Source organism: Bacillus sp. TH25 (assembly GCF_016650935.1).
Classification (GTDB): domain Bacteria; phylum Bacillota; class Bacilli; order Bacillales; family Bacillaceae_G; genus Bacillus_A; species Bacillus_A mycoides.
The window spans coordinates 52,926-65,588 of the sequence record NZ_JAEKEU010000035.1; the positions used below are offsets into that span (position 1 = coordinate 52,926).

General features: G+C 32.2%; 11 protein-coding genes and 3 pseudogenes. 13 read left to right on the top strand and 1 reads right to left on the bottom strand.

All coding sequences use genetic code 11. The annotated features are described in order from the left end of the window. Positions 1–23: 23 nt before the first annotated feature. The 11 genes and pseudogenes from JFT89_RS15630 to spoIISB all read left to right on the top strand — a co-directional run bounded on the left by JFT89_RS15630 (position 24) and on the right by spoIISB (position 9,853). Complete coding sequence (locus JFT89_RS15630) at positions 24–659, top strand: TetR/AcrR family transcriptional regulator (protein WP_002069302.1); 636 nt, start codon at positions 24–26, stop codon at positions 657–659. A 46-nt stretch (positions 660–705) separates the two neighbouring features. Beyond that, entirely contained in the window at positions 706–1,968 is a 1,263-nt protein-coding gene (locus JFT89_RS15635; RefSeq protein ID WP_274606665.1) for an MFS transporter, read from the top strand. Positions 1,969–1,974: 6 nt separating this feature from the next. Further along, positions 1,975–4,312: pseudogene (locus JFT89_RS15640) on the top strand (ABC transporter permease). A 12-nt stretch (positions 4,313–4,324) separates the two neighbouring features. Then, positions 4,325–5,086 (top strand): ABC transporter ATP-binding protein, encoded by a 762-nt coding sequence (locus tag JFT89_RS15645; protein WP_002136331.1) that lies wholly within the window; start codon positions 4,325–4,327, stop codon positions 5,084–5,086. A gap of 106 nt (positions 5,087–5,192) precedes the next feature. Then, the gene (locus JFT89_RS15650; RefSeq protein ID WP_201040341.1) at positions 5,193–5,903 is read left to right on the top strand and encodes a class I SAM-dependent methyltransferase; all 711 of its coding nucleotides are present in this window, start codon (positions 5,193–5,195) and stop codon (positions 5,901–5,903) included. A 118-nt stretch (positions 5,904–6,021) separates the two neighbouring features. Further along, the gene (locus JFT89_RS15655) at positions 6,022–6,435 is read left to right on the top strand and encodes a VOC family protein (RefSeq protein ID WP_002012925.1); all 414 of its coding nucleotides are present in this window, start codon (positions 6,022–6,024) and stop codon (positions 6,433–6,435) included. Positions 6,436–6,919: 484 nt separating this feature from the next. Continuing rightward, positions 6,920–7,396 carry a MarR family winged helix-turn-helix transcriptional regulator gene (locus tag JFT89_RS15660; RefSeq protein ID WP_002017049.1) on the top strand — a complete coding sequence of 159 codons (477 nt, stop codon included), beginning with the start codon at positions 6,920–6,922 and terminating at the stop codon, positions 7,394–7,396. Between the two features lie 153 nt (positions 7,397–7,549). Then, positions 7,550–8,287: a 2,3-diphosphoglycerate-dependent phosphoglycerate mutase gene (gpmA, locus tag JFT89_RS15665; protein WP_002032137.1), complete on the top strand. Its 738-nt coding sequence runs from the start codon at positions 7,550–7,552 to the stop codon at positions 8,285–8,287. Positions 8,288–8,624: 337 nt separating this feature from the next. After that, positions 8,625–9,365 carry a type II toxin-antitoxin system SpoIISA family toxin gene (locus JFT89_RS15670; RefSeq protein WP_002069311.1) on the top strand — a complete coding sequence of 247 codons (741 nt, stop codon included), beginning with the start codon at positions 8,625–8,627 and terminating at the stop codon, positions 9,363–9,365. A gap of 111 nt (positions 9,366–9,476) precedes the next feature. Then, positions 9,477–9,602 (top strand): hypothetical protein, encoded by a 126-nt coding sequence (locus JFT89_RS15675; protein WP_002069312.1) that lies wholly within the window; start codon positions 9,477–9,479, stop codon positions 9,600–9,602. 75 nt (positions 9,603–9,677) lie between these two features. Beyond that, positions 9,678–9,853, top strand: a pseudogene (gene spoIISB, locus JFT89_RS15680) (stage II sporulation protein SB). Positions 9,854–9,872: 19 nt separating this feature from the next. On the opposite strand, the pseudogene JFT89_RS15685 reads toward spoIISB, so the two are convergent. After that, positions 9,873–10,240: pseudogene (locus tag JFT89_RS15685) on the bottom strand (YxeA family protein). Positions 10,241–10,511: 271 nt separating this feature from the next. Here JFT89_RS15685 and JFT89_RS15690 point away from each other — a divergent pair. Together JFT89_RS15690 and JFT89_RS15695 are read left to right on the top strand one after the other, a co-directional pair. Continuing rightward, the gene (locus tag JFT89_RS15690) at positions 10,512–11,981 is read left to right on the top strand and encodes an aminoacyl-histidine dipeptidase (protein WP_016095329.1); all 1,470 of its coding nucleotides are present in this window, start codon (positions 10,512–10,514) and stop codon (positions 11,979–11,981) included. A 358-nt stretch (positions 11,982–12,339) separates the two neighbouring features. Beyond that, positions 12,340–12,489, top strand: coding sequence for a hypothetical protein (locus JFT89_RS15695; protein ID WP_002069316.1), 150 nt, complete (start codon positions 12,340–12,342; stop codon positions 12,487–12,489). Positions 12,490–12,663 lie beyond the last annotated feature (174 nt).

Genomic DNA, 12,663 nt, shown 5'->3' on the forward strand with positions numbered 1-12,663 from the left:
GGTCCGTAGGAAGGAGTACATGAATGAGGATCGTAAAAGAATATGGGGAGCGTAGAAATGAAATTTTAGAAACTGCTGAACGTTTGTTTGTTACAAAAGGGTATACGAAAACTACAGTAAATGACATTTTAAAAGAGATTGGTATAGCAAAGGGGACGTTTTATCATTATTTTAAGTCGAAAGAAGAAGTAATGGATGAAATTATTATGAGGATTATTAAAGCGGATGTTGCTAAAGCGAAAGCAATTGTCTCTAACCCTAATATCCCAGTTTTGGATAAGTTATTTCGAGTTTTAATGGAACAATCACCAAAATCAGGAGATGTAAAAGATAAAATGATTGAACAATTTCATCAGCCAAATAATGCGGAAATGCATCAAAAAAGTATAGTACAATCAATTATTCATTTATCTCCTGTTTTAGCAGAGATTTTAGAACAAGGAATCGCTGAAGGCATATTTTCTACTCCATACCCACAAGAAACGATTGAATTATTACTCTCTTCAGCACAAGTCATATTTGATGAGGGTTTATTCCAGTGGAAGCCGGAAGAAATGATGAGGAGAGCTAAAGCTTATATCAAAATGATGGAAGCATCTGTTGGAGCGAAAGAGGGAGCCTTTGATTACATGGTGGAGGTTTTAATCAAACAGAAATAGTAATTTTCTGTTTGGATATTATCGACCGACAGTCGGTCTGAATCGAATGAAAGGTGTGATAAGGATGTCAGCTAGTATAAGGTCTTCGATGAAAGATTTTCACTTAATGGTGAGTGGACAAATTATTACTATTTTAGGTTCAACACTTTTACGTTTTGCCCTGTCATTATATGTGCTAGATATAACAGGGCGTGCTGATATATTCGCAGGATTATATGCGGTAACGAGTATTCCGTTTTTGCTAGCCCCTCTTGGCGGAGCGATAGCAGATCGTTTCAATCGCCGTAATTTAATGGTTATTTTTGACTTTATCAACGCTGCGATTGTATTAAGCTTTATAATTTTGTTATTTACTGGACCTGTATCTATTATATTGATTGGAACAATTATGTTTTTACTAGCAGTCGTTAGTGCAATGTATTCACCTGTTGTAATGGCGAGTATTCCGCAATTAGTTCCAGAGAATAAGTTAGAGCAAGCGAACGGTATCGTAAATGGTGTGCAAGCATTATCGAATATAGTTGCTCCTGTATTAGGAGGAATACTGTACGGCATAATTGGTTTGAAAATGCTCGTAATAATAAGTTGTCTTGCTTTCTTTTTATCTGCGATTTTAGAAATGTTTATTAAAATACCTTTTATAAAAAGAGCACGAGAAAGCCATATAATACCGACAATTGTAAAGGATATGAAAGAAGGATTTATATATGTTTTAAAACAACCATTTATTTTGAAATCTATGCTTTTAGCTGCATTACTAAATTTAATACTTACACCGCTATTTGTTGTTGGCGCTCCAATTATTATACGAGTAACAATGGAAAGTAGCGACACGTTATACGGAATTGGAATGGGATTGATCGATTTTGCTACTATTTTAGGTGCATTATCGATAGGTTTTTTTGCGAAAAAGCTACAGATGAAAACATTGTATTACTGGATGCTTTTAATAGCTTTATTAGTACTACCAATGGCACTATCAGTTACGCCAGTTATTCTTAATTTAGGATACTATCCACCATTTATCCTCTTTATACTTTCTTCTATTCTAATTGCAATGATCGTGACAATTGTATCCATCTATGTGATTACTGTAGTCCAAAAGAAAACACCAAATGAAAACCTAGGAAAAGTAATGGCAATTATAACAGCGGTATCTCAATGTATGGCACCAATTGGGCAAGTCATTTATGGTTTTATGTTTGAAGGATTCAGTATGAAAATTTATTTACCTATATTAGTTATTAGTTTCATAATGATAATAATAGCGATAGTGACGAAGAAAATATTATGGAATGAAGGGAACTAGCTCCATATGATTAGGAGAATGTTAAAAAGAGATTTCTCTCAAAATAAAATGATAAATACCATTCTATTTATGTTTATCATGTTATCAAGTCTTTTAATCGCAAGTGCTTCAAGTAACGTTATAAATCTATTGAACTCAACGGATCAATTGTTTAAAGTATCAAACGCACCGCACTTCGTACAAATGCATGCCGGAGAAATAAACCAAAAGTCAATTGATTCATTTGTAGCGCAAACTCCTTTTGTAAAAAAACAACAAACAGCAGAGATGGTTCAAATAGGCGGATCTAACATTTTTATAAAGAAGAAAAATCAAGCGGAACATAATAGTGTAATGGACATTAGCTTCGTTAAGCAAAATACTATTTTTGACTTTTTATTAGATTTAAATAATGAATTGATCGATGTTAGGAAAGGGGAAATAGGTGTACCAATTTATTATATGCAAAAATATAATTTGCGTATTGGAGATAAAATTTGGGTTGTTAAAAATAATAATGAGCTAGAATTTACTATTTCGGCATTTGTTCGTGATGTTCAAATGAACCCATCACTTGTTAGTTCAAAACGATTTGTAATAAGCGATGATGACTTCGAAAGAATAAAGGGGAATTTTGGAGAAAGTGAATATCTTATTGAATTCCAGCTAACAGATTTAAATAAAATAAATGGATTTGAAACTTTATACCAGTCATCAAACTTACCTCAAAAAGGTCCCTCTATTACGTATTCACTCTTTAAAACACTCAATTCATTAACAGATGGAATAATAGCTGCAGTGCTTATCATAATAAGTGCATTATTAATGCTAATCGCGATTTTATGTATTAGATTTACGATTATGACTTCAATGGAAGAAGATTATCGGGAAATTGGTGTTATGAAAGCTATCGGCATTCAAAGTAAAGATATTCAAAAACTATATGTAACAAAATATGTTGTTATTTCCGCTATCGGATGTATATGTGGATATATCCTTTCGTTATTTGTTACAAAAATATTTACCTCTAACATCGCACTTTATATGGGGACAGTTAATAAAAGTATTTTATATTATGTTGTGCCATTGATAGTCACAACATTGTTATTTCTAGCCGTTATCCTTTTTTGCCGCATCATTTTGCGGAATTTCAGGAGAATTACAGCAATAGACGCTTTACGATCAAGAGATAAACTAGGAAAAAGAAAGATTAGAAGATTTTTTCTCTCTATCAAACTAAAATTACAAATGTAAATATATTTATTGGTATACAAGATGTAGTGAAACGATTTAAGTTATATCGAGTATTAAGTATCGTTTTAATTATTGCAGTGTTCATGATTGTTGTACCGGTTAACTTTTTGTACACGATTCAGTCACCGCAATTTGTTAATTATATGGGAACAGGAAAGAGTGATATACGAATAGATTTACAGCAATCTGAAAATATAGAAAAACGGTTTAATGACGTTATATCGTATGTCGGAAACGATGAAGAGGTAGAAAAATATGCAGCATTTGTAACGAGTACATTTAAAATGGTGAAAGCTGATGGTACACATGAAAACTTAAATGTAGAAGTGGGAGATTTCGCTCAATTTCCAATAGAATATGTTAAAGGTATGGCACCAAAAAATGAAAATGAGATCACTTCTCTTATATGAACGCAAATGAATTAAAAAAGAATATAGGGGATGAAATCGTTTTATTTGTAGAAGGAAAAGAGAAAATGCTAACTATTAGTGGTATATATCAAGATGTAACGAATGGAGGAAAAACAGCTAAAGCGAGTTTTTCTTATAATAAAGAAAATATATTATGGTACGTAGTAAATGTAGATATGAAACCCAAAGTGAATCTACAAGAAAAAGTGAAGGAGTATAAACAAAATTTTAATTCTGCAAAAATAACAGATACGGATAATTATTTATCTCAAACTTTAGGAGAGACAATTAAACAATTAAGACTCGTGACACAAGTGGCAATTTTGATTGCTATATTGATATCGGTTTTAATAACTGCGATGTTTTTTAAAATGTTATTGGTAAAAGATTCTTCGCAAATATTAATTATGAAAAGTATCGGCTTTTCCTACAAAGATATTCGTATACAATATGTTACTCGTTCTATTTCTATAGTATTAGTAGGTATTTTAACAGGGACATTTATAGCTGCTACGTTTGGAGAAACACTAATAAGCTGGTTAGGTTCATTTATGGGAGCAGCTCACATAAAGTTTGTTGTTAATCCGATCATTTCTTATGTAATATGTCCAGCTATTTTATTTATATCTGTGACCGTAGCAACACTTTTCAGTAGTTTTACAGTGAAACAAACAAATGATTTAAAGCTAAATGGGGAGTAGGAGGTGTGTAATTTGAAAAAAATTTTAGAAGTAAAACAATTAAATAAAAAATACGCAATGGATGGAAATAAAACTTACCATATGTTAAAAAATATAAATTTAGAGATTTATGAGGGAGAGTTTATATCGGTCATGGGACCTTCTGGTTCAGGGAAATCGACGTTACTATATAATATTAGCGGAATGGATCAAATGTCATCAGGAAGTGTGAAAGTTGATAGTAAAGAAATAACATGTATGAAAGAAGAGGTGTTAGCAAAATTACGACTCAGCGAAATGGGATTTATTTTTCAACAGAGCAATCTTCTTAGAAATTTGAATCTTTTTGATAATATAGTTTTGCCTGCGTATTTAGCAAAAGTTGAGAGCAGGAAAATAATAAATAAACGTGCACTTGAATTGATGAAGAAAACGGGAATTAGTCAAATTGCAACTAATAATATAACTGAAGCATCAGGAGGAGAATTACAAAGGGTATCTATTTGTAGAGCACTCATAAATAAACCTAATATTATTTTTGCTGATGAACCAACGGGTGCTTTGAATTTAAAAGCGACAGAAGAGGTAATGGATATTTTAGCAAATATAAACCGTATGGGAACTACAATTTTGCTAGTTACTCATGACGTAAAGGTAGCAGCTAAAACAGAAAGAGTTCTTTTTATGGTGGACGGAGAAATTGTTAGCGAAATACAGATGGGTAAGTATAGAAACGATGATTTGAAGGTGCGAGAAGAGCAGTTGTTAAAATGGTTAACTGTACTTGGATTTTAAAGAGATAATATTTTTGACTCCTATTGAATATAGGAGTTTTTTCTTTGTTTGAAAATTCAAAAAGAGATATAATGATTTTCTGACTATTGATTATGGAGGAGTATAAATGAAAAGTGAAACGTTACACACTCAAGAAGATATATTAAAAATGCTTGATTCATTATTAAGACCCGCGGTACCATTTTGGAATGAATTTTACACGAATAGAGAAAAGGATGTTCCTTTTTTTGCAAATGTTCCAGATGAGAATTTAGTTTCATATATACAAACAGAATGGATTTCAAAAGAGAAAGTGTTAGAGCTTGGATGTGGTCCAGGAAGAAATGCAATTTATTTAGCGAAACAAGGGTTTGATGTAACAGCCGTAGATTTGTCTATAGAAGGAATTAATTGGGCCAAAGAGAGGGCGTTAGAAAACGGGATAGAAATACAATTTGTTTGTGAATCGATTTTTAATTTGGATTTTCAAGATGAATATGATTTTGTATATGATTCCGGTTGCTTGCATCACATTCCACCACATAGAAGAATGAATTATGTTGATCTAGTTAAAAATTCATTAAAATCGGGTGGTTATTTCGGATTAACATGTTTTGCAGCAGGTGATTTGAATGAGCGAAATGGATCGGAAATAACGGACTGGGATGTGTATAGAGGATGGAGTTTGCAAGGTAGTCTTGCATATTCAGAAGAAAAGTTAAGAGAGATATTTAAAGAATTTGAAGTAATTGAAATTAGAAAAATGAAGCAAATTGAACAACCAAATAATATGTTTGGAGAATCATTTCTTTGGACAGCATTATTTAAGAAGAAATAAAACATAGATAATTGACAAACTCATCGTTTTTATAGACAATACACTTATAAGAATATACGTTCGGTTTTGTTGTCCGATGTATGTTTTGCATAAATACATAACAAGGGGATGTCTCTAAATGGGTAACACAAATCAAAAAATCACTACGTTTTTAATGTTTGAGGGCAAAGCTGAGGAAGCGATGAATTTTTACACATCGCTATTTAATCAATCAGAAATTGTAAGTATCTCTCGTTATGATGAGAATGGACCAGGTAAAGAGGGAACTGTAATTCATGCAACTTTTACGCTAAATGGACAAGAGTTCATGTGTATTGATAGTTATGTAAAGCATGATTTTACATTCACTCCAGCTATGTCTCTTTATGTAACTTGTGATACGGAAGAGGAAATCGAAACCGTTTTTAATAAACTAGCACAAGATGGAAAAGTTCTTATGCCTTTAGGTTCATATCCGTTTAGTAAAAAGTTTGGCTGGTTAAATGATAAGTATGGTGTGTCTTGGCAGTTAACTCTTGCTGGAGATGAATAATTAAAATAATATGGTGACATTAAAGTCATAACAAAAGGGATGATTCAAGATTAATATGTATCATCCCTTTTATTTTTTGTTTTACAAACGTCACTGGTTTTTAAAGAACGTTTCATTATTATAACTAAAGAAGAAAGACCATCGTTATTCAATAAGATTAAAATAGATTTAGTTACCCGTTGTATTTATAACAACTTTAGGTTTGTATATAATATAAAACTGCTAATTTAATTTTTTGGCTTATCTAGTAATGGAATTCATTAACTGGAAGAAGTATTCAGGTGAATGTAACCAATTTCCTTAAGAAGTCTTTAAAAAGTAATTTGGATACTTTATTTTAAGGTATGGTTTACGAATTAAACAACCTTCAAAAAATATAATAGTTGAAATTTGTTGGTTTTAGAATGAAGAAATTAGGCTCAATATACCAACTTAATTATTCATAATTGAGTTGTGGTATAATTTACATACAGGGGGAAAGTAGATGACACAACATAAAGAAGAGCAAATGAATGAGGCATTAGCATTATTTTACTTTGCATATAAAACTTTTACAGAAAAACCAGATGAAATAATAAAAGAGTATAGTATACAGCGTGTACATCATAGAATTCTGTTTTTTATTGCTCGTTTTCCAGGGCTTAGTGTAAATGAACTGCTATCACTTTTAGAAATAAGTAAACAAGCTCTTCACGGACCGTTGCGCCAACTGTTAGATAAAGGACTTATTGAGAGTAATGAAGCTGCACATGATCGTCGTGTGAAACAGCTGTCTTTAACAGAAGAAGGAACAGACTTAGAGAAAAAACTGAGCGATGTTCAAAGAGAACAAATGGGAGCTATTTTCTCACAGTTTGGCGAATCATGTGAAGAAAATTGGCATCAAGTTATGAATGAAATGGCAAATAGCCGTTCAGGATTTGATGCATGGACGTCTAAGCGTGAAATACCAGTAGAATAAAAGATAGAAACAGTATCTTGTTTTGTAGTTTGAAAAATCATAAATTTTTATCTGTATATTTGGCAACTATGGATAAAAAATTCACATTGCCAAAAACTTTATATGTGTACGTATTGAAATTTTAAAATTCATATTTCCGAGAGGGGAATTATAATGATAAAACTTGTACTCATTCGTCACGGACAAAGTTTGTGGAATCTTGAAAATCGATTTACAGGATGGACAGATGTGGATTTATCAAAGAATGGATTAAGTGAAGCGAGAGAAGCAGGAACAATATTAAAAAAGAATGGATATACATTTGATGTTGCGTATACCTCGGTACTAAAACGAGCAATTCGTACATTATGGATTGTACTGCATGAAATGGATCTCACTTGGGTCCCTATACATAACTCATGGAAGTTGAATGAACGCCATTATGGTGCACTACAAGGATTGAATAAAGACGAAACTGCAAAAAAATATGGAGATGAACAAGTTCATATTTGGAGAAGAAGTATAGATGTGAGACCGCCTGCACTTACTGAAGATGATCCTCGATATGAGGCGAACAATCCAAGATATAAAACGTTAAAAAAAGATGAATTCCCATTGACTGAATGTTTAGAGGATACGGAGAAAAGAGTAGTTGATTATTGGCATTCAGAAATTGCACCGTCATTAAAAAGTGGTGAGAAAGTAATTATATCATCGCACGGTAATACAATTCGTTCGCTAGTGAAATACTTAGACAATCTTTCAAGTGATGGTGTGGTTTCATTAAATATTCCAACTAGCATTCCGCTTGTTTATGAGTTAGATGAAAAATTACGTCCGATTCGTCATTATTACTTAAGTATGGATGGAGAAGTACCTGAAGGGGAAATTCCGAAACATATTTCTTTTTAACATGAAAATTTGAAACGCATGCTTGTCTACATATACAATGTAGATTCATGATAAAGTGAAACTTTAATCAGTGGAGGGTGTTCATCCCGCACTGATTATTGGCCTTCACCAATCGGGCTTTTATGGGCAGTTGATCCCTAACCTAACGTCTTTGCTTTCGCTGAATTTTGAGGTGGGGGGGTCTTACTGCCCGTTAATGCGGGATAAAAGACATGGCACTTTCTAATTATATGCGATATAGCTAAATTTAGAAGGTTGTCCACGTCTTTTGTCATAAAGAGAGCTGTTTGTGCATGTAATGGTATCGTGAAGAGTTTTTGAATGGAGGGTGATGTGATTGACGATCTCTAACATTCGAATCGGTTTATTTATTCTAGTAATCGCCTTTGTAGTTCTTGTTTTCTTTTATTGGAGAAATGAAGAGTTGTACGAGGAGAAGAAACAGCGAATTCGAAAAACGTGGTATGGTTTGTTTATAATATCAGTCACAGTTTATTTCATGATAAAAGGAATAGATTTAACCCTCTGGAAAAATCTTTTAATGTTTACTGCGATGGTAATTTTCGTTGATATTGCATTCATTTTGACACCTAATATTTCAGAAATATGGGGCGCGAAATTCAGCGATATTGGAAAGACGGTCCAATCAATTAAAAGGTCATTAATTGCTTCAAAAGCAAGAGGAGAAATGTATACGACAATTATTCAAAATGTGAATCCAGCAGCCTTTGGGACAATGGAATGGCATACGGAAGAGGAATATACAAAAAGCTTAAACTCATTTTTAGATTCATATGGGGAAAAGATTGGTGCGAAAATTGTTGTGTTTGAAGCGGTGAAGGAATTAAATACAAACTTTCGTGGTATCCGCTCTCAATTTAGTATTATTGTTCCATTAGAACACATCGAGCAATTGAATGAGCAGAAAGCGGTGCAAGTAGAAAATGTCGGAATTATACCAGCGAAAATAGTTAGTGATGTTTTCATTGTTATTGATGGGAAGAAAAATAATCTTCAAGATCGAGATTTTGAAAATGTATATAATTTAACAATTCATCATAGTTATTTTAGTAAATAAGGACAGAATCTTTTTCTGTCCTTTTCACCATACATAAAGGGAGAACAAATTCAGACAAGCTTGTATAAAATTGGACAATCATTCCTACACTAGCACGTAGAGGTGATTGTAGTGATAAAAGATTATGACAATGATTTTTTTAAAGAAAATAATGAAGATACAACAGATTTCTCTTTAATAAAAGGAGATACTTTGCAGCAAGTAGAAGAGTTAGAAGAAGAATTAAAAAGAAAATGATACGTGTACACTCTGTCTGCATTTGCTATATAATATAAATAAAAGGCTGTATCTTTTTGAAAAGGGGGAGAAGAGATGGCAGAAGTAAATGCTCAAAAATCTTCGTTTTTTAAAACTAAAAAAGAAGAATCAAATACAGATTTCTCTCTTGTGAAAGGTGCATTAACAGAAAATATAAATCGTTTAGAAAAACTTATGGATAGTAATAGTTCGAAATATGCTCGAGTGAAAAAATAAAGGAAAATGCATAAGAGCATTTTCCTTTATTTTTTATTTTGCATTAAACTTTTCTTTTACTTTTAAAGGTAAATCCGCTTTTTGAATTTCTTCATAGGATTTTACTTCGATCGATGATATTGCATTTTTATCTTTATTTTCTTGGTCTACATAAATGCACAAAAATGCCTTTTCATTTAATTTTTGATCGTTTGATTGTTTTTTACTTCTAAATCTAATTTGTTTTCTTACTCCATCTTCATCATATGCCGGCAATGTGTAGTTCCGTAAGTTTCTACCTTCTATCTTTTCAAAAACCCTTCACCTTTTATCTGTACGTAATATACATCCTTACCGATTCTATTTAGAGAAACTCTTTCACACCCGATAGTTAAGTTGCAAAAAAATAAACTTAGTGTAATAACAGATAAAAATTTTTCATTTTCATTATCTCCTTTAAATTATGTATTTAAAGTATACGGTTATTTTTTAAATAGAAAAATCGATTTTGATTACAGCACTCTTATAATCTTGTAAGAGTATAGCTTATTTACACTAAATTAAAAAATATGAGGATGGAATGAATAGGTTATAATGAATTTTTGAAATCTTAAAATAAAAGTAAAATAATGAATCATGGTATAATAATAAAGGACGTACATATTATTTTGTCAATTGGAGAGGAGCTTAAAAATGTATTCTACTTTAGAACAATTAACAAAGCACCCTGTATTTTATCATTTTGCAGAAATTTCAAAGATTCCTAGAGGATCAGGTAATGAAAAAGAAATTAGTGATTACTTAGTGAGTTTCGCAAAGGAACGTAATTTAGAAGTTATTCAAGACGAAGCGTTAAATGTCATTATAAAAAAAGAAGCTACTTCTGGTTATGAGAATGTTCCCGCTATTATCATTCAGGGGCACTCTGATATGGTGTGTGAAAAAAACCAAGCGACAGTTCATGATTTTGAGAAAGATCCAATTGAATTAAGAATTATTGGAGATATGTTATATGCAAACGAAACTACTTTAGGTGCTGATAATGGTATTGCCGTTGCATATGCATTAGCATTATTAGATTCAACAGACATCCCGCATCCAGCTTTAGAAGTTGTTATTACAACTGAAGAAGAAACGACAATGGGCGGTGCATTCGCTGTTGATTCAAATCATTTTGAGGGAAAAATATTTATTAATATTGATTCTGAAGAAGATCATAAATTACTAGTGAGTAGTGCAGGTGGTGCGAAAGCAGTTGAAACGATTTCAGTGATTTGGAATGAAGCGTCAGTAGATATGGACACATACCGACTATATGTTGGGGGACTTAAAGGTGGACATTCTGGTTTGGAAATTGATAAACAACGCGGTAATGCGAATAAAGTATTAGGACGAGTTTTACGTGATTTATCACTTCACATTCAGTTTAATATGAGTGAAGTTCAAGGCGGCTTAAAAACAAATGCAATTCCGCGTGAAAGTGTAGCTACAATTTTATTACGTGCAGAAGATGTACAGCAAGTAGAAGAAAAACTAAAATTATGGACACGTATTTTACAAGAAGAGCTGCGTGCTGTTGATCCGGATGTTCATGTTTCACTTACAAAAGTAGAAGAAAAGGCGGAAAAATTCTTTTCTAAAGAAACACAAAAACAGCTTATTTCTTCATTATTCTTAATTCCAAATGGTATACAAAGTATGAGCATGGATATTAAAGGTCTTGTAGAAAGCTCAACTAATTTAGGGGTTATTGAAACGTTGCAAGATGAGATTAAATTACGAAGCGAAGTGAGAAGTTCTGTAAGTAGTTTAAAACAACATATTGTAGATGAAATTAAGTATATTGCGGAATTAGTAGGGGCAACATTTGAAAAAGAGTCTGAATATCCAGAGTGGCCATATAATCCTAATTCGCCTATCCGTAATTTATTCGAAAAAGTGCACCAAGAAAAATACAGCAAAGATGCTGAAATCTTCGCAGTACATGCAGGAATTGAGTGCAGTGTATTTGTTCAAAAAATGCCTGAGTTAGATGCTATTTCATTCGGTCCAGATATCTTTAATGTTCACACTCCAGATGAACATATTAGTATTTCTTCTGTTGTGAATAACTGGGGATTTTTCGTTGATGTAATGCAAGGAACGAAAGAATTAGCTAAGTAATAAAAGACGGAATAAAAAGCAACCTAAATTTATAGGTTGCTTTTTTGTATAGAATTTTATGTGAAGCAAAATAATGGCCAAGAAATTTACCTATTGTTGATTTAAAATAAAGTTTGATAAAAAGATCTATTTTGCAGAGTATCTCTTTCTTCAACAATCGGGCCATTTAATTGAATAAGACTACACAAAAAGTCGCTTTCCCTTACCTAAGGAAAGCGACTTTTTAGATTGGTTTTCCCCTATTATCAAGCTTTTTACTTTAAGTTCCTTTGACTAATAAGGTTTACTTCAGTAAAATAAGGTATATTATATTTGTTGAATAGATTCTCTTTAAAGACAAGAAAAGTAGGTGAACAAAGTGGGGAAATATCAATTGGATTACAAAGGTCAGGCAGCGGTGGCAAAGTTTCATGAAAAACAGACGCCTGCCAAATTTGATAAAAAGCAGCAACTTGAAAAATTGCGTGCGGAGTATTTGAAAAAGAAGCAAAAACAAACAGATAAATAATACGTTATGTTTTTCTGAATTTTCTTTATGTAATGCAAACAAACACAAGAAAATAGGTAAGTTATTCATCGTTCAAATATATACAGGCTATTTTTTCAAACCTCTTACTTAATGAACTAAAAAGTCGATTCCTTGAGATGGGAATCGGCTTTTTTAATAAGTGACATTTCCTTA